The sequence below is a fragment of the Rhizobium sp. A37_96 genome (genome assembly GCF_053521765.1).
This window is the reverse complement of the sequence record NZ_JBNWDS010000002.1, coordinates 123222-141018: the sequence shown is the minus strand read 5'-3', so window position 1 is coordinate 141018 and position 17797 is coordinate 123222. Positions and strand designations below refer to the sequence as shown.

13 protein-coding genes are annotated in these 17797 nt (G+C 61.2%); 9 read left to right on the top strand and 4 right to left on the bottom strand.

Annotation, left to right across the window (positions count from 1 at the left end):
• Window positions 1-4: 4 nt before the first annotated feature.
• Window positions 5-1165, bottom strand: coding sequence for a Gfo/Idh/MocA family protein (locus tag ACQZ6J_RS07065; protein WP_163985032.1), 1161 nt, complete (start codon window positions 1163-1165; stop codon window positions 5-7).
• 194 nt (window positions 1166-1359) lie between these two features.
• Window positions 1360-1692, bottom strand: coding sequence for a hypothetical protein (locus ACQZ6J_RS07060; RefSeq protein ID WP_163985033.1), 333 nt, complete (start codon window positions 1690-1692; stop codon window positions 1360-1362).
• Between the two features lie 256 nt (window positions 1693-1948).
• Between ACQZ6J_RS07060 and ACQZ6J_RS07055 the strand changes: the two genes are divergently transcribed.
• The gene (locus ACQZ6J_RS07055) at window positions 1949-2821 is read left to right on the top strand and encodes a glycosyltransferase family 25 protein (protein ID WP_449082990.1); all 873 of its coding nucleotides are present in this window, start codon (window positions 1949-1951) and stop codon (window positions 2819-2821) included.
• A 46-nt stretch (window positions 2822-2867) separates the two neighbouring features.
• On the opposite strand, the gene ACQZ6J_RS07050 is transcribed toward ACQZ6J_RS07055, so the two are convergent.
• On the bottom strand, window positions 2868-4850 hold the full coding sequence (locus tag ACQZ6J_RS07050; protein WP_163985035.1) for a polysaccharide biosynthesis protein: 1983 nt from the start codon (window positions 4848-4850) through the stop codon (window positions 2868-2870).
• 217 nt (window positions 4851-5067) lie between these two features.
• On the bottom strand, window positions 5068-6747 hold the full coding sequence (locus tag ACQZ6J_RS07045) for a GumC family protein (RefSeq protein ID WP_449082987.1): 1680 nt from the start codon (window positions 6745-6747) through the stop codon (window positions 5068-5070).
• A 195-nt stretch (window positions 6748-6942) separates the two neighbouring features.
• Between ACQZ6J_RS07045 and ACQZ6J_RS07040 the strand changes: the two genes are divergently transcribed.
• The 8 genes from ACQZ6J_RS07040 (at window position 6943) to ACQZ6J_RS07005 (ending at window position 17754) form a co-directional block, all read left to right on the top strand.
• The gene (locus ACQZ6J_RS07040) at window positions 6943-8022 is read left to right on the top strand and encodes a glycoside hydrolase family 5 protein (RefSeq protein WP_449082985.1); all 1080 of its coding nucleotides are present in this window, start codon (window positions 6943-6945) and stop codon (window positions 8020-8022) included.
• Between the two features lie 88 nt (window positions 8023-8110).
• On the top strand, window positions 8111-9346 hold the full coding sequence (locus ACQZ6J_RS07035; protein ID WP_163985038.1) for a hypothetical protein: 1236 nt from the start codon (window positions 8111-8113) through the stop codon (window positions 9344-9346).
• Between the two features lie 153 nt (window positions 9347-9499).
• Window positions 9500-10384: a formyltetrahydrofolate deformylase gene (purU, locus tag ACQZ6J_RS07030; protein ID WP_163985039.1), complete on the top strand. Its 885-nt coding sequence runs from the start codon at window positions 9500-9502 to the stop codon at window positions 10382-10384.
• 99 nt (window positions 10385-10483) lie between these two features.
• Complete coding sequence (locus tag ACQZ6J_RS07025; RefSeq protein ID WP_449082982.1) at window positions 10484-11035, top strand: hypothetical protein; 552 nt, start codon at window positions 10484-10486, stop codon at window positions 11033-11035.
• Window positions 11036-11169: 134 nt separating this feature from the next.
• Complete coding sequence (locus tag ACQZ6J_RS07020; protein WP_449082980.1) at window positions 11170-14097, top strand: aminotransferase; 2928 nt, start codon at window positions 11170-11172, stop codon at window positions 14095-14097.
• A gap of 512 nt (window positions 14098-14609) precedes the next feature.
• Entirely contained in the window at window positions 14610-14804 is a 195-nt protein-coding gene (locus ACQZ6J_RS07015) for a hypothetical protein (protein WP_034489296.1), read from the top strand.
• Between the two features lie 304 nt (window positions 14805-15108).
• On the top strand, window positions 15109-16119 hold the full coding sequence (locus ACQZ6J_RS07010) for a P1 family peptidase (protein ID WP_449082978.1): 1011 nt from the start codon (window positions 15109-15111) through the stop codon (window positions 16117-16119).
• A gap of 105 nt (window positions 16120-16224) precedes the next feature.
• Window positions 16225-17754, top strand: a complete 1530-nt coding sequence (locus ACQZ6J_RS07005) for an ABC transporter substrate-binding protein (RefSeq protein ID WP_449082976.1) — start codon at window positions 16225-16227, stop codon at window positions 17752-17754.
• The last annotated feature ends 43 nt before the right edge of the window (window positions 17755-17797 follow it).

Below are 17797 nucleotides of genomic sequence, written 5' to 3'. Positions count from 1 at the left end.
CTCCCTAGGCGGCTCTTGAATGAAGCGCCTCGTCGAACTCGTCCCATATCGGTCGGAGATCGACGACGGTCTTCTTCATGCGCGCCTCGTCCATCGACAAGGCGAGAATTCCCGCTTCCAGCGCATTCTGGGTCGAAACCGGCAGGTGCAGGCCCGTTTTGACATGCGCGATAATGTCGGCGGCCATCTGCTCATCGGCGCCGTAGTGCTGCGACAACGTCGTGCGCGTCGCATAGGTCTTCTCGATCACCTTCTTGCCGGTGAGCATCTCATGCACGTTGAAATAACCGCGAATGAAATCGCCTTCGGCCATGCCGCGCGAGCCCATGATGGCGAAACGGCGGAACTGGTCCGGCACGTTCAGGTTGGTGTGGAAGTTCATGCCGACGCCATTGGCATATTCGACGATCGCGACCTGATAGTCGATGATGTCGCCATCGCTGTCGAACACCTTGTCCGATCCCATCCAGCCGCTCGGCTTGCGATGGAAAAGTTCGAGATCGTTGATCCCCTCCCGTGCCGGGTCGTTTTCCGGGATGAAGCTCTTGCGTCCGCCGAAGCTTGCGACCCTTTCCGGACGCGCGCCGACCACGCCATTATAAAGATCGAGGTCGTGGCAGCATTTCTCCAGCATGAAGCTGCCGGAATAATGTTCGTAGCGGCGCCAATCACGCATGAAGAACGCGCCGTGATAGGGCTCGATATGCTCGGATGCCTCGATGGAAACGACCTTGCCGAGCTTTCCCTCGGCCTGCGCGACCAAAAGATCGCGATACATGGGCGAATAGCGCAGGACGAGCCCGACATTCAGTCGCTCATGGCCGAATTTCGCCATCAGCTTTGCGAGTTCGATGCTGTCCTTGATCGTCGTGACGATCGGCTTTTCACAGAAGATCTTGAGGCCGGCCTCAAGGCCGATGCGGATATGATCGAGATGCATGTGGTTCGGCGAACCAATCATCAGGAGGTCGATCTTTTCGTTGGCAATCAGCTCTTGAGGCGTCGCATAGGCTTTTCCGGCAGAAATGCCCTGCTCGATCAAACCAGGCAGGCCCGCAGGTTCCGGATCGACATATCCGGCAATCTCGAAGCTCTCGTCGATCGCCTTGAAGACATAGCCCAGATATCCCAGGCGGAATCCCAGCCCAATGATTCCAACTCGCATGCTTTTGAGTTCCCATTACGTAATTTATTTTCGTAATCTTGGGGCAAATTTTCGCATTCGTCAACGACGTTCGCGCATTTTACCAAAAACATGAAATTTATTTTCAGACCATCATCAAAACTTGCGCGACGTCAGCCTGACGCCGCGCAAGTTTTGATTGCGCTGCCGTTTATTTCGGCAGGCTGCCCGCGGCATCATCTGCCCGGGCCGTTATATTGCCAATATTTATAGTTCGGCTTGCGGGTGCTGCTGGAAATGACGCCATCCTGCTCGCAAACGTAACCGAGGCGCGGCAGGCTCCGATAGAACAGTCCCTCGCGGAAATAGTCCGCATAAAGGGTCGTCGTGCGGCACTCAAACTTCTCGTCGGCCGCCATTTTCGGCGCCGTCACGCCCGGCAGGTTCTTGTAAGGATAGACGGGAGCGACATATGGCTTGGGGAGAAGCGGATTGTCGGCGAACGCCGCTGCAGGCGCAAGGCTCGCGAGGAGAACAGCTGCAATGGCGATTTTCGATTTGATCCACATGGCCTGCGACGATCCTTTACCTGCGAAGGCGACACCATGGTGCCGCATACCATAAATATAATAACGCAGCCGATGCGCGCCAACGCCCAATCACCAAAAACGCGCCTAAATGGCTGCCTGCGCGAGGCTGCCGGCCCGATCACGTTGCGTTACACCAATGGAAATGCTTTTATCTGCAAATACAACATAAACGTGCAGTACCCATTTGCGACAAGTCACGAATATGTTATATACTATAGAAATATCATATTAGTTGGTGTCCACGCGATTTCTGTTTGCAGGAGTAACGGTCATTCTCGAACAGATTAATCGCATTCCGAGTCCCGGCGGCTCTGAGATCGCGGGCGATGCCGCCCAGAAAATCCGTATCTATGTCATCAATCTCGATCGTTCGCGTGATCGCTGGAAGCGCCTTTGCAACCAGGCCGTGGAATACGACCTGCACATTACACGCGTTCCCGCCATCGATGGGCGCGTGATCGCAGACGAAGATCGCGTCGACTTCCATCCGCATTCGTTCATCTATCATAACGGCCGCAAGCTTTTGCCGGGCGAATACGGATGCTATCGCAGCCACCTGCTCGCGCTCGAGCAATTTGTCGCCAGCGGCGACAAGATGGCGATCATCATGGAAGACGACATCGAGCTCAACGAAAGGCTGATCCCCCGCGCGATCGCCGCGATGGAAAGCGTTCAGGGCACCCGCCTGGTCAAGCTCGTCAACCATCGTCTCGTCGGCTTCAAGCAGATCTGTCGGACCACCGAAAACGATATCATCGGTCGCTGTATGCACGGCCCGCAGGGGTCGGCAGCCTGTTATATCGTCAACCGCAAGGCAGCCCAAAAGCTGCTGACGACGCTGAAACCGATGATCCTTCCCTATGACGTCGCTCTGGAGCGGGGGTGGTCGACGGGCGTCGAGACGTTCACGACACTCGAAGGTCTGGTCGATTTCAGTCCACACCGCGCAGACACCACGATCGGCAAACGCGTCCACTACCGGGCCGTCAAGCGGCATTCGCTGTTGCGGCTGACGGCGCACTGGTTCCGCACATGCGATCAGCTGCGGCGCTGGCACTATGCCATCAAGGCCAAGCAGGGAATGACGGCAAAGGCCGTCGAGCGCTAAGTCCGGCAGGCCGGAGAACGGCGGACCGATTTTCCGGGACTACATCCTATAGCTGCGCGACATTGTCGAGGCTCGGCTGATCGACCGTCAGGTCGTGCTCGCGCTCGCGATAGACAAGGTCGACTACTTCGCTGCTCGGCTCATAGCCGGAGACCAGCTTCTGCAGCAGGATCCTGGCCTCGGGGATATCGTTCTCGTCCAGCGCCGCATCCAGCGCGGCAAGCCGGTTCGACAGCTCCGGCCAGGGCAGGAAATCCTCCTTGGCCTGCATGATGCGCGGATGGCCCGTCGTCTGCGGATTGTCGCCGATCAGCAACTCCTCGTAGAGCTTTTCGCCGGGCCTCAGGCCGGTGATTTCCAGCTCGATATCGCCATCCGGCTCGTCCTCGTCGCGCACCGTCAGTCCGGACAGTTCCACCATGCGGCGGGCGAGATCGGCGATGAGCACCGGCTCGCCCATATCGAGCAGGAAGACATCGCCGCCACCGGACATGGCACCGGCCTGGATCACGAGCTGCGATGCCTCGGGGATGGTCATGAAATAGCGGGTAATGTCGGGATGCGTCAGCGTGATCGGCCCGCCGTCGCGAATCTGCTGGCGGAACAGCGGCACGACGGAGCCGGAAGAGCCAAGCACGTTGCCGAAACGGACCATGGCGAAATTGGTGCTGTCGGCACCCGATCTGCGGTCGGCATCCATGGCCTGCAGCACCATTTCCGCCAGCCGCTTGCTCGCCCCCATGATGTTGGTCGGCCGCACGGCTTTGTCCGTGCTGATGAGGACGAAATTCTCGACGCCGCAATCGCGGGCGGCTTCAGCCGTTATCAGCGTTCCCAGCACATTGTTGCGGATGCCTTCGACGGGATTGTACTCGACGAGCGGCACATGCTTGTAGGCGGCGGCGTGATAGACGGTCTTCGGCCGCCATGCCTCCATGATCTGCCTGATGCGCTGCCCATCCCTGACGGAGGCGAGGAAGGGGATGATGCGCACTTCGGCATAGCCTGCGGACGCTGCCAGTTTCTCCAGCTCGCCATGAATGGCATAGAGAGCGAATTCGCTCTGCTCGACCAACAGGAGCGAAGACGGACCGTTCTTCAGGATCTGGCGGCAGAGCTCGCCGCCGATCGAGCCACCGGCGCCGGTGACCATGACCACCTTGCCGCGAATGTTCTTCTCGATCAGGTCACGGTCGGGCGCGATCACATTGCGGCCGAGCAGATCTTCGATATCCAGTTCGCGCAGATCCGAGACCGCGACGCGCCCCTGGGCGAGCGCCGTCAGATCCGGCATGGTGCGCACGGTGACGCGGGCCTTGCGCATGTTTTCGAGGATTTCGTTGCGTCTCTGTCGCGTGGCATTCGGCAAGGCCAGCAGCACGTCCCTGATATCGCCCGAGACGGCGAGCGCGGGCAGATCGGTCGGGTCGTAGATCGGCAGGCCGCCCATGATGCTGCCATGCAGGTTGCGGTCATCATCGAGATAGCCGACGACATTCAGCTCGGCGCTGTTGGCAAGCGCACCCGCAAGCTGCCGCCCGGACGCCCCGGCGCCGTAGATCAGAACCTTGGCGAGCTGATTGCGGTTCAGGAGCCGTTGATAGGCATTGCCGAGCCAGTACCGCGTCCACATGCGCGACAGGCCGATGGCGATCAGCAACAGCAATGGCTGCAATATGCCGACCGTGCGCGGCACGCCCGGCACGCTGATCGCGGTGAAGATCGTCATGAAGGCGAGAGCGTAGATCGCCACCGCCTTGACAACGGTCACGAACGCCGAAAGGCCCGCATACCGGAAAATGGCGCGGTAAAGACCAAGGACGATGAAGATCGGTATGGCAAGCAGAAGAGAAACGATGGCCGGCAGCCATTCGACGCCTTCGAGAATGACCCAGTCATCGAGGCGCAGGCAATAGGCGAACCAGACCGTGAGCACGCACAGGCTGGCATCGACCAGGAGCGCCAGCACGCGCTTGGTCGGCCGCGGCAGCGCCAGGAACGGCAGAACGAGTTTATCCGCAGGCACCATCGCTCAATTCCCTCCGGCGTCGGAGCGCGCGACAGCACAGCGCTTCTTTCGCATAGAATGTCTCACGATGCACCACCGGCGTATGATGACCGCATTGCGCTTTCATTAGCATGTTTCAATTATTCCCAGCGCCGATTTACATCTAGAACAGTCGGCGCACAATTGCATCTGCATCATCGATGCTAAGAAGCCGACGGCGCGAAAAATGGAAAAGGGATCACCTGCCGAAATAGCTGCGGATGACAGGGTGCCGAAACAGGCCGAAAAGAATGGCGAAGGCCATGCCGAGACCGGCGCCGAAGATCGCGCCGGCAATCAGGCCGGCCACCATCATCACCTTCCGGCTCGGCCCATCCGCCTTCAGCGGGGGTTCCGCCTCGGAAATCACGCGAATATTGCTCTGCGACAGATCCTGCGCATCGCTGGCCTGTCCGGATCGCTTCAGCAGCGATTCGTAGATATCGCGGGTGGCAGTCGCCTGGCGCTGCAGCTCGTTCAGACCGACAAGCTTGCCTGAGGTGTTGACCTGCGAGGCCTTCTGCACCGACAGCTCCTTGGCGATATCCTGCTCGGCCCGCTGCGCCTGCTCATAGTCGGCGCGGGCCGAGGTCATCTGCCGCTGCAACTCGGCGCGGATTTCCGCGGCAAGGCTTTCCAATGAGGATTTGGCCGCAAGCAGGCGCGGATGGCGGGCGCCGAGCTGGCTTTGAAGGCTGCCGACATTGGCTGCCAGCGTCGCATATTGCTGCCGCAGGCTGCTCAATGCCGTCGACGTCGTTCCGGACGAGGAGGTGTTGGACACCACATCCTCGAAACTGAGTTTGCCGGCCGCCTCGGCCCGGGCTCTCGCCTCGATCGTCTTCTGTTGGGCGGTGACCAGCAAGTCGTTCAACGCAGTCAGGCGCTTGTCGGAGATCAGATTGCCTTCGACAGCCACCATGTCGTTATCGGCGCGGTAGGTCTCGACGGCCTTTTCGGCGGCAAGCACCTGCTGGCGCAGATCTTCGAGGCGGGAGTCCAGCGCTGTGTTGCTGCTTCTATAGCTGTTTGCAGCCGCCTTGCTTTCCTCTTCGATGAAAGAGGTTACGATCTGATTGGCGATCCGAGCAGATTTCTGCGGGTCGCCGGTCGTCACCTTCGCCGTCACGACATAGGTGCTGGACTCGCGCGCGATCAGCACGGCTTTTGCCAAGGCAGCCGTCGCGATGTATTTCGCCGCCTCGCCGCTGGCGCCGCCGTCAAACTGCGGATCCTGATCGAGCTTCAACGCATCGACGACACGGCCCAGCACCTTGCCGGAAGACAGGATCTGCGTCTGGCTGTCGATCATCGTGGTGATCAACTCCGGCGCCGTTGGAGCCTGCTGGGAAGAATCGGGGCCGCCGATGGGACGGGGGTCGAAATAAAGGCTCGTTTCGGCCGTGAATTTCTGCGGTATCAGCGGGATGACCGCGCCACCCAGCGCGGCGCCGATGCCGGCCAATACGATAACCACGAGCTTCTTTGCCCAAATCGAGCGAATGGCGGAGCGAACATCGAGCAGCGGCATGTTCGCAGCCGGCATCGGTGCCGATTGCGCCGCGGCATTCGTCGCGGCAACAGCCGCCGGCTGCACGGCCGGGGCAGCGGCGATCACGACCGGCTCGGCTGCGGTTTGCGCGATTGCGGCGTCTTCAGGCTCGGCTCTGCCTGCGGCGTCTTCAGGTCCCGGAAGGTCAGGGGCGGGCGTCTTGGGCTGCTCGGCGGCGGCTGTGACTGGCTCGGCTGCGTCGACGAAATCGCGCGGACGCAAGATCGGACTGCGCGGGCGCATGCCGTCGCGCCGCGCGTCAGACGGCTCGGCACCGTGCCAACTCGCAAGTTGGTCCGATCTCTTGCTTCGTTCCATTGAGCTCATGTCAGACTTTCAATGCTTCGTAGGCGGATTCCACGCAGCAGATACCTTGAGTTTAGAAATTTTTGGCTAACGGAACATTAAGGACGCTCCAAGGAAATCGCGATATGGCGGCCGGCACGACCTGCCTCTTCATCATTGCTCAACACCATGATCCCTATGAGAAGCGGATATCCGCACGGAACACGGGAAGCAGCGATGACAGCACAGAGGAAGACGGTGTTACGGCGCCTGCTGGCCGCAGCAGCCATGCTTGCTTTCACGGCGCAGGCGGAAAGCGGCCTTGCAGCGCCGCAGCTGTGCTACCGCGGCGTCAATCTCTCCGGTGCGGAATATGGCGAGCGCGACGGCGCGGTCAACGTGAACTACACCTACCCCTCGGAAGCGACGGTGCGTTATTTTGCCGAAAAGGGCATGAACGTCATCCGCCTGCCTTTCCGCTGGGAGCGGCTGCAACCCACGCTCGGCCAGCCCCTGAACGGCGACGAACTGCAGCGGCTGAAGGATGCCGTCGATCTCATCCAGAAGCATGGGATGGCCGTCGTCCTCGATCCCCACAATTACGGCTATTACGACAAGATCCAGCTCAAGCAGGCTCCGGCGACGGATCTGGCCTTCGGTGATTTCTGGGCGCGGCTCGCGGTCGAGTTCTCCAATCGCAAGGGCGTTGCCTTCGGCCTGATGAACGAGCCGCACGATATCAAGGCCCCCGATTGGCTGGAGCTCGCCAATACCGCCATTCGCAGCATCCGGACCGTCGGCGCGCGCAATCTCATTCTCGTGCCCGGCACGAACTGGACGGGCGCGCATAGCTGGTCCGCCGACGCTCTTGGCGGCGGCGCGAACGGAACGGTCATGCTCGGCGTCAAGGATCCGATCGATTTCTACGCCTTCGAGTTCCACCAGTACCTCGATGCGGACAGCTCGGGCACCCATCCAGTCTGCGATGGCACCGACAGCGCAAAGAAGGGCCTGAACGACGTCACGGACTGGCTGCGCAAGAACGGGAAGCGCGGATTTCTGGGCGAGTTCGGCGTCGCCGCCAATGACGGCTGCCTTGATGGGCTGAAGCAGGTTCTCGGCATCATGAACGCCAACAGCGACGTCTGGCTCGGCTGGAGCTACTGGGCGGCCGGCGACTGGTGGCCGCCGGAGGAGCCGCTCAACGTCCAGCCGCACAACGGCCGCGACAAACCCCAGATGAAGGTCCTGGCCGAGGGCCTGAGCCGAAAAGTGGCGCTGGCGCCATCGTGCGCGCTGGTCAAGTCCGCGAAATGACTAGTGACGGCCAGCCGGCTCTTTGTCGCGAATCATCGGGCTGATATGCTGGCGCGGCCAGAGAAGACGCCACGACCCCGGATATCCAATGCAAAGTTCAGGCGAAAAGCAGCCGATCAATTTCGTCATTCTCACGATTTCGCTGCTGGCGGTCTGCTATAACTGCATCCTTGCTTTCATCAACCACAATATCACGCCGCTGACGCCCAACGCCGTCGTGCTGTGCGAAGTGGTGCTCCAGATCGCAAGTTTCAGCTATCTCCTGACGAAGGGGATCTACGAGGAGGATATCGCGCCTCTCTTTTACCTGCTGCTGACGATCGTGCTGACGATCTTCGTCATTGCCATCAACAAGCAGGCCTATATCGACCATCTCCGCAACGTCATGATCATCTTCGCCTTTTCGATCATGGGGCGGCTATCCAACGAGCGCACGGTCAAGCTCACCTTCAAGATTTCCTGCATTATCGTGCTTGCCGTGCTCATCTGCGAAATCGTGTCGGTGAAGGAATATGTCGCGCTGTTCCATCCGGCCGAGTATTTCCAGAACACGCGCGGCGTGCCGCCGGCCACGTATAGCGATCTCGGGCTGTTCCGCGGCGCGCTCGGCTTCGAGGGGCGGTTTTCCTTTGGCTTGATCGACCACCGGTCGTCCTCGATCTTCCTGGAACAGGTGTCTCTCGCCAATTTCTGCGGCGTGATGGTGCTGTATCTGATCAGTTTTTCCAATCGGCTGGGATTGTTGGACCGGTTGCTGTTCTTCTCGACGGTCGTGCTGATCCTGCTCACGAACGACACCCGCACGATGCTGATCTTCAGCCTCATCTGCGTCGCGGGCTATTTCATCTATCCCTGGCTTCCGAAGGCGCTGGACCTTCTGACCATGCCCGTGATCATCGTCGTCGGCTTCGTCATTCATGCCCTCAAGCCGACCGTCACCGGCGATAATTTCGTCGGGCGCATCAACGGCACGGTGAAGGCTTTCCTCGGCATGGACCTGCAAAGCACCATCGGCCTGCAGCTCGACCAGGTCGGCATTTTCTTCGACAGCGGATACGTCTACATCATCTATGGCGCCACCATCTTCGGGCTGATCCTGTTCTGGCTTTACGCCTCCCTCTATCCGGGCGGCGAGACGGTCAACCAGCGGCGTCTCGGCCATGCGCTTTCCCTCTTCCTGTTCCTGAACCTGATGATCGGCTCCACCGCCATCTTCTCCATGAAGACCGCCGGGCTGGTCTGGCTTCTGGTCGGCTTCCTGAAATTCCACGAGGGCACGCAGGCGAAGCAACCGCAAAAGCTCGCCCTGGCCACCAGCAGCTGAGGCGGGGATGCGCCGTCCGAAGGCGCAATGGGAACGGCTTTTTCCTCGCCATCCTGCCTAAATATCCGTCGAAACATGGCTGGGGGGAGGGTATTTCCCAGACCTCGGATTTCATCTAAGCAGGCGGCGTCCTCGGTATAAGAAAGAAGAGACATGACGAGCTATGTATTGACAGTGACGTGCCAGTCGACGCGCGGGATCGTTGCGGCGATATCGAACTATCTGGCGGATCAGGGCTGCAACATCGTCGATTCCAGCCAGTTCGACGATCTCGACACCGGCAAGTTCTTCATGCGCGTCTCCTTCATCTCCGAGGAAGGGGTTGGCGAGGCGGCGCTGGTGGAAGGCTTCAAGCCGATCGCCGAGAAGTTTGCCATGGATGCGGAGATCCACGATGCCAAGAAGCGCATGAAGGTGCTGCTGATGGTCTCGCGCTTCGGCCACTGCCTCAACGACCTGCTCTACCGCTGGAAGATCGGCGCGCTGCCGATCGACATCGTCGGCGTCGTCTCCAACCATTTCGAATACCAGAAGGTGGTCGTCAACCACGACATCCCCTTCCACCACATCAAGGTGACGAAGGACAACAAGCCGCAGGCCGAAGCGCAGCTGCTCGACATCGTCGACCAGACCGGCACCGAGCTCGTCGTGCTGGCGCGCTACATGCAGGTGCTGTCGGATGCGCTGTGCCGGAAGATGTCGGGCCGCATCATCAACATCCACCATTCCTTCCTGCCGTCCTTCAAGGGGGCCAACCCCTACAAGCAGGCCTATGAGCGCGGGGTGAAGCTGATCGGGGCGACGGCGCACTACGTCACCGCCGATCTGGACGAGGGTCCGATCATCGAGCAGGACACGGCGCGCATCACGCATGCGCAGTCTGCCGACGACTATGTCTCGATCGGCCGCGATGTGGAGAGCCAGGTGCTGGCGCGCGCCATCCATGCGCATATCCACTTCCGCACCTTCCTCAACGGCAACCGCACCGTCGTCTTCCCGGCTAGCCCCGGATCATACGCATCCGAACGCATGGGCTGAGACGTCGTCGCGCTATTGCGGCCGGCTCTCTTTTCTTTTCGCTCCGAAGCGCGATTTGATACTGAAGCTATCGAATCGCGCGGAGCTGAAGGAGAGATTATGTCATTCTATCGCCACGGAACGCTGGCGCTGGCGGCGTTCCTGCTGTCTGCGCCGGCATCTTTTGCCACGACCGCGGAACAGGACCCCTCTCGGATCGATCTCGCCAAGCTGATCGAATGCACGACCTACGACGTGCCGAGCTACAACGATTTCGCCATGTGGCTGACGGGGCCGGAGAGTGTTACCGCCATGAAGCGGTTCGGCATCAGCGAGCTGCCGTCAAACAATCCCTTCCTGCGGGAATTCCAGCTTTCAGCGCCGGTCACGGTCTTCGGACGGCAGACGAGCAGGATCGTCTTTGCCTCCACCGGGCCGCTCGCCGTGCTCGATGAGCCCGATCCGCATCCGCTTGCCAAGCAGCTCGGCGTGACGGCTTCGGTCGATCTGCCGAACAAGTTCCTCGGCGAAAAGGAAATCCTGTCGATCAAGGACCAGCAGGAAAATTCCGACACCGTGCTGCACACGCGCATCTCGCTCAACGTCTCGACCGTTGACGACCACCCGGGCAAGACCCTCGCCGGTTGCAGTTATTCGATCGAGGTCGAATAAGAGATCACGCCTAGCCGGCTGCATTCTGTGGCCTATCTTCCTCCTCATCGCTCGATCACCCTATCTGTTTTGGGTAATTTTCTTTAGGATGGAATGGTTTAGTGTCGATGCAAATGAACCATCCGGGGGATGCCATGGCCGACGCCACGCTTGCAAATCGTATGCAACTGCCGAGACCGGACGTGACGCCGGAGGAGGCGGCCGAAATCCTGCAGACGCATTACGGCCTGAGCGGAACGTTGACAGAGCTCGGCAGCCAGCAGGATCGCAACTACCGCGTCGACGCCGGCGACAATGCCTATGTGCTGAAGATTTGCCATGCCGAATACGAGCTGGTGGAGCTCGAGGCGCAGAACGCCGCCATTCGCCATCTGCAGGACAAACCCGATGCCCCGCGCGTGCCCGAGGTGGTGCCGGCGCTGAACGGCCGCGACATCCTCAGCGTCACTCTCCGCGAGCGGGACTATCTCGTGCGGCTGCTCGGCTTCCTTCCTGGCCAGACGCTGACGCGCTGCAAGCATCTGCCGCCGGCTTCAGTCGCCGGGCTCGGCGCGCTTTCGGCCAGGCTTGCCCGCGACCTTGCCGATTTCGACCATCCCGGCCTCCACCGGAACCTGCAATGGGACCTGCGCCGGGCAGGACCGGTCGCCGTGCAGCTCCTGTCGGCCATAACGGACCACGAAGCGCGCGACCGCATCGCCAAGGCAATGGTCGCGGCCGTCAAGCGCATCCAGCCGCTCGCGGCCGATTTGCGCGTGCAGCCGGTGCATCACGACGTTACCGACGACAATGTCGTCAGCCATCCCGACGCCCATGGCCAGCTCGTGCCGGACGGCGTCATCGATTTCGGCGACATCATCCAGGGGTGGCTCGTCGGCGACCTTGCCGTGACCTGCGCCTCGCTGCTGCACCACGCGGAGGGCAACCCCTTCTACATTCTTCCCGCCATCAAGGCCTATCATGCGGTCTATCCGCTGCAGGAGGTGGAGGCCAAGGCGCTGTGGCCGCTGATCGTCGCGCGCGCGGTCATCCTTGCCGCCAGCGGCGAGCAGCAGCTCGCCATCGATCCGGACAACGACTATGTGCGCGGCAATCTCGAGTTCGAGCGCGAGATTTTCGATGTCGCGACCGGCGCGCAGCCGGACGTGATGGACGCGGCGATCCTGCGGACGATCGGCTTCGACGTCGCGCCGATCACGCCCGAAGGCTGGTCGCCGCTGCTGCCTGACCTCGACCCCTCGCAGATCGCGGCCGTCGATCTCTCGGTCACCGGACACGACTTCATCGACGGCAACTGGCAGAAGCCCGACATGGACTGGCGGCTGCTTGCCCAGACGGCAATGACGTCAGGCGCCGCGGCAACCCGTTACGGCGAATTCCGCCTGTCCCTCGCCGCCCCGCTCACCATGGCGCCGCCACAGAATTTCGCCCTTCATTGCGATGTCTGCCTGCCGGCCGGAGCCACCGTCGCCGCGCCCTTCGCCGGCCTGCTGCAAAGGGAGGGCCAGCATTTCGTGCTGGCCGGCGAGGACGTAAGCCTTCATCTGGACGGTATCGAAAGCGCGCTCGAGGACGGAGCAGCCATCGAGCAAGGTGCGACAATAGGCACGATCGGCAGCGAAGGCTCGGCGATCGGAGGATTGCGCGTGCAGCTTTGCCGCGTGCCAAACCTCGTGCCGCCGCTCTTTGCGACGGCAGATCAGGCGGACGGCTGGTCGGTTGTCTCGCCCTCGCCCGCCTCTCTCCTCAATCCGGCATGCGAGGCGCCGAGACCGGATGCGTCAGCGCTTCTTTCCCTGCGCAATGCCCGCTTCGCCAAACCGCAGAAGCACTATTATGAGCTGCCGCCGCAGATCGAGCGCGGCTGGCGCGAATTCCTGTTCGACATGCAGGGCCGCTGCTACCTCGACATGGTCAACAACGTCACCACGCTCGGCCATGCCCATCCGCGGCTGACGGCGGCGATCGCGCAGCAATGGTCGAGGCTCAACACCAATTCCCGCTTCCACTACGCCGCCGTCGCTGAATTTTCCGAACGGCTGGCGATGCTGGCGCCGGAAGGGCTGGACAGCGTCTTCCTCGTCAACAGCGGCTCGGAGGCCAATGATCTCGCCATCCGCCTTGCCTGGGCCCATAGCGGCAAAAGGAACATGCTGTGCCTGCTGGAGGCCTATCACGGCTGGACTGTCGCGAGCGATGCCGTCTCCACGTCGATTGCCGACAACCCGCAGGCGCTGACGACACGGCCGGACTGGGTGCATCCGGTCCTCTCGCCCAATACCTATCGCGGCCCGTTCCGAGGTCCGGATTCGGGGCCTGACTATCTCAACGACGTCACCGCCAAATTGCAAGCCATCGACGAGAAAGGCGGCGGGCTTGCCGGCTTCATCGCCGAACCGGTCTACGGCAATGCCGGCGGCATCGCGCTGCCGCATGGCTATCTTGCCGGCGTTTACGATGCCGTCCATCAGCGCGGCGGCCTTTGCATCGCCGACGAAGTGCAGGTTGGCTACGGACGGCTGGGCGAACACTTCTGGGGCTTCGAAACGCAAGGGGTGATGCCCGACATCATCACCATTGCCAAGGGCATGGGCAATGGCCATCCGCTCGGCGCCGTCATCACCCGCCGCGAGATCGCCGAGTCGCTGGAAAAGGAAGGCTATTTCTTCTCGTCGGCCGGCGGCAGCCCGGTCAGCTGCGTCGTCGGCCTGACCGTTCTCGATATCCTCAAGGACGAGAATCTGCAGGAAAACGCCCGGGCCGTCGGCGACCAGCTGAAGGCAGGGCTGATCGCCCTGATGGATCGCTTCGCGCTGATCGGCGCCGTGCACGGCACGGGACTTTATCTCGGCGTGGAATTCGTTCGCGACCGCGAGGCGCTGACGCCGGCGACCGAAGAAACGGCCGCGATCTGCGAACGCCTGCTCGATCTCGGGGTCATCATGCAGCCGACCGGCGATCACCTGAATGTGTTGAAGATCAAGCCGCCGCTGTGCCTTGCGCCCGAAAGCGCCGATTTCTTCGTGAAAGCCCTGGAAAGAGCGCTTGAGGACGGATTTTGATGCCCTCGCTGCGCCGTTAACCATTGAGGTGATTTAGCGGCGAGGGAATTTAAATGCCGTTGCGGGATTGTCGAATCTCGCGCCAGTTCCTATCTGTCTGTCGGTGATCGGCGAGCCGTTCCGACACGGATAGCAACGTGAAGGCATTTAACACAGCCTTCCCCGCAACCCGCCAGGCTCGGAATTTTATTTTCCCGATCGTCGACATTTTGACATCTTTCGGAATATGTTTCTGAAGATGCAATTGCTATTATCTACTAAAGTAGTGGATAATAGTGCACCGGATCGCGGTGCTCCGTTGTTGGAGCCCCGTCAAGTACAACGCCAGATGAGGAAGTGACATGCTGAATACTGAAGTCATCGCTTCGATCCTTGGGCGGTCCGTGCTTGGCAATGACCGTTCGGGCGCGCTCTCCCGCCCGTGCTGTCGAATGTGACGTTCGTCCTCCCTACCGGAATCAAACAGTCAATTCGCCATGTCTGCGCCGTGCGTGCGCAGAGGGAGTCTATTTATGAAGAAGCAAGTTATCGAGTACGCCGGCGTTCCCGTCGGCATCGTCGTTCCGGATCAGGATCGGCTCAAGTTCATCGCTGTCAAATATCACGTCCATGATCTGGACGAGCAGCATTTCAGAAACGCGGACGAAGTAAGGCTTGCGATCCGCGATCTCCTCTCCCGCCAGCAGGCAAAGCCGATCCATGTTTGATGGATCGGCTCGCCTCTACGCCTGCCCGACAAAATCACCCGCCCTCCTGGTTCGAAACGCCCTACAGGCCTCTTGACCACGAGGGCTGGTCTCTCGCATCAAGCCGGTGCATAGACTTTTCGCTGTTTCTCGCTGCATTCTCTCCTCCCCCAAGGTGAGGCACGCGGGCTGAAAGCCGGAGCCTCGAACCACAAGTGCCGGTCCGCACAGCACTCCTCCCGAACACACCCACCTTGTCTTTTGATCCTCTTTACGGTCCTATCGCCATGACGACCTCGCGTTGCAAACGGCGAAGGATTTTTCATTGGCTGATTATCTCAATCTCCTGACCGATGTCGAAGGCGTCGCCGTCGGGCACTCCACCGATCTTGCGCTCGGCTCCGGCGTCACCGCCATCATTTTCGATGAACCGGCGGTCGCATCCTGCACCGTTCTCGGCGGCGCACCGGGCGGGCGCGATACGGCGCTGCTCGATCCAGCAATGACGGTCGGCGTGGTGGATGGCCTCGTTCTCTCGGGTGGCTCAGCCTTCGGGCTAGACGCCGCAGGAGGAGTGCAGGCCGGCTTGAGGGAAATCGGCCGAGGCCTCAAGGTCGGCAATGCGCTGGTGCCGATCGTGCCGCAAGCAATCCTCTTCGACCTCATCAATGGCGGCAACAAGGACTGGGGCTTGCATTCGCCCTATCGCGATCTCGGCTATGCCGCCTTCAAGGCGACCGGCAAGGGCCCATTCGCGCTCGGCTCGGTCGGCGCCGGAACGGGCGCCACCACGGCGACGGTCAAGGGCGGACTTGGCTCGGCCAGCGCTACCAGCAGCAAGGGATACAAGATCGCCGCCATCGTCGCCGTCAATGCCCTCGGCTCCGCCACCATCGGCGACGGCCCGCATTTCTGGGCGGCGCCGTTCGAGAAGGGTGGCGAATTCGGCGGTCTCGGCATGCCTGAGACCATCGATTCACGCCTGCGGCTGAAGGGCACCAACATCACCGCCACGACCATCGGCGCCATCGTCACCGATGCCCGGCTGACAAAGGCGGAAGCGCATCGCCTGTCCATCTCAGCCCATGACGGCTTTGCCCGCGCCCTGCTGCCGACGCATCTGCCGCTCGACGGCGATACCGTGTTTGCCGCCTCCACCGGCAGGCGCGCTCGCGACGATATGCCTGGTTTCATGGAGCTCTGCCACCTCGCCGCCATCGTCATGGCGCGGGCGATCGCCCGCGGCGTCTTTGAGGCGGCGGCGTTGCCGGTCGAAGGCGCGCAGCCTGCATGGCGGGACCGTTTCGCCGGGCCTCCGGGCATCCGACCGCACTAGCACAAATTTTCAGAATTGTGTGTGCGCCTGCGAGATGACACTATCCATCGAAAGACCGCAAGCCGGAGGGAAACCGGGCTTCCGGGCAAAAGCAAGGGAACTGAGATGACCAAGTTTTCACGCCAGAGCCTTAGCGATGTCGCGCGCCGGCTTGCCTGTGGCGCCGCACTTTCCGCCGGGCTGCTGATGATGGGCCTGACACAGGCCGAGGCAGCAAAGACGACACTCAACCTCGGCATGAGCGTCGAGCCGACGGGCCTCGATCCGACGATCGCCGCTCCCGTCGCGATCGGACAAGTTACCTGGCAGAACATCTTCGAAGGGCTAGTTGCCATCGACGAAAGCGGCAAGATCGTGCCGCAGCTCGCAAAGAGCTGGGAGATTTCGCCTGACGGCCTGACCTATACGTTCAAGCTGCAAAGCGGCGTGAAATTCCACGATGGCGAGACTTTCGATTCGGCTGCCGCCAAGTTCGCGCTCGATCGCGCCCGAGGCAGCGATTCCGTCAATCCGCAGAAGCGCTTCTTTTCGACCATCGCTTCGATAGACACGCCGGATCCCGAAACGCTGATCCTGCATCTGTCCTCGCCGACCGGCAGCCTGCTCTACTGGCTCGGCTGGCCCTCTTCCGTCATGGTCGGACCAAAATCCTCCGCCAATGACAAGACGACGCCCGTTGGCACCGGTCCCTTCAAATTCTCCGCCTGGGCCAAGGGCGACCATGTCGATCTGGTCAAGAACCCGGACTACTGGAACAAGTCGGTCGACGTGAAGCTCGACAAGGTGACATTCCGCTTCATTTCCGACCCGCAGGCCGAGGCCGCGGCGCTCAAGGCCGGCGATGTCGATGCCTTTCCGGAGTTTGCCGCGCCCGAGCTGATGAGCTCCTTCGACGGCGACCCCAGGCTGATGACCAAGGTCGGCAATACCGAGCTGAAGGTCGTGGCCGGCATGAACAACACCCGCAAGCCCTTCGACGACAAGCGCGTGCGCCAGGCGCTGATGATGGCGCTCGACCGCAAGACGATCATCGACGGCGCGTGGTCCGGTTTCGGCACCGCGATCGGCAGCCACTACACCCCGAACGACCCCGGCTACAAGGACCTGACCAGCACGCTGCCCTACGATCCTGCCAAGGCCAAGGCGCTGCTTTCCGAAGCCGGCTATCCAAATGGCTTCAGCTTCACCATCAAGACGCCGCAGATGGCCTATGCCCCGCGCAGCGCGCAGGTGATGCAGGCGATGTTTGCCGATATCGGCGTGACGATGAACATCGAGCCGACGGAATTCCCGGCGAAATGGGTGCAGGACGTCTTCAGCGGCCGCAACTACGACATGACCATCGTTGCCCATGCCGAGCCGCTGGATATCGATATCTATTCGCGCGACCCCTATTACTTCAACTATAAGAACCCGGCCTTCGACGAGCTGATGAAGAAGATCCAGCTCACCGCCGATCCCGCCGAGCAAAACAAGCTCTATGGAGAGGCGCAGACCATTCTTGCCGAGGATGTGCCGGCCCTCTTCCTCTTCGTCATGCCGAAGCTCGGCGTCTGGGACAAGAAGCTGAAGGGTCTTTGGGAGAACGAGCCCATCCCCTCGAACGTGCTGACCAACGTATCCTGGGAAGACTGAGCGCTTCCGTGCGACGATGCCGACGGGCGGATCGCGCTGCCCG

What these genes read in the sequence shown, in the direction of transcription:
- ACQZ6J_RS07020 (WP_449082980.1), top strand. Translation starts at nt 11,170, where the DNA reads ATGGCCGACGCCACGCTTGCAAATCGTATGCAACTGCCGAGACCGGAC.
- ACQZ6J_RS07045 (WP_449082987.1), bottom strand. Translation starts at nt 6,747, where the DNA reads ATGAGCTCAATGGAACGAAGCAAGAGATCGGACCAACTTGCGAGTTGG.
- ACQZ6J_RS07025 (WP_449082982.1), top strand. Translation starts at nt 10,484, where the DNA reads ATGTCATTCTATCGCCACGGAACGCTGGCGCTGGCGGCGTTCCTGCTG.
- ACQZ6J_RS07015 (WP_034489296.1), top strand. Translation starts at nt 14,610, where the DNA reads ATGAAGAAGCAAGTTATCGAGTACGCCGGCGTTCCCGTCGGCATCGTC.
- ACQZ6J_RS07060 (WP_163985033.1), bottom strand. Translation starts at nt 1,692, where the DNA reads ATGTGGATCAAATCGAAAATCGCCATTGCAGCTGTTCTCCTCGCGAGC.
- purU (WP_163985039.1), top strand. Translation starts at nt 9,500, where the DNA reads ATGACGAGCTATGTATTGACAGTGACGTGCCAGTCGACGCGCGGGATC.
- ACQZ6J_RS07040 (WP_449082985.1), top strand. Translation starts at nt 6,943, where the DNA reads ATGACAGCACAGAGGAAGACGGTGTTACGGCGCCTGCTGGCCGCAGCA.
- ACQZ6J_RS07005 (WP_449082976.1), top strand. Translation starts at nt 16,225, where the DNA reads ATGACCAAGTTTTCACGCCAGAGCCTTAGCGATGTCGCGCGCCGGCTT.
- ACQZ6J_RS07050 (WP_163985035.1), bottom strand. Translation starts at nt 4,850, where the DNA reads ATGGTGCCTGCGGATAAACTCGTTCTGCCGTTCCTGGCGCTGCCGCGG.
- ACQZ6J_RS07035 (WP_163985038.1), top strand. Translation starts at nt 8,111, where the DNA reads ATGCAAAGTTCAGGCGAAAAGCAGCCGATCAATTTCGTCATTCTCACG.
- ACQZ6J_RS07065 (WP_163985032.1), bottom strand. Translation starts at nt 1,165, where the DNA reads ATGCGAGTTGGAATCATTGGGCTGGGATTCCGCCTGGGATATCTGGGC.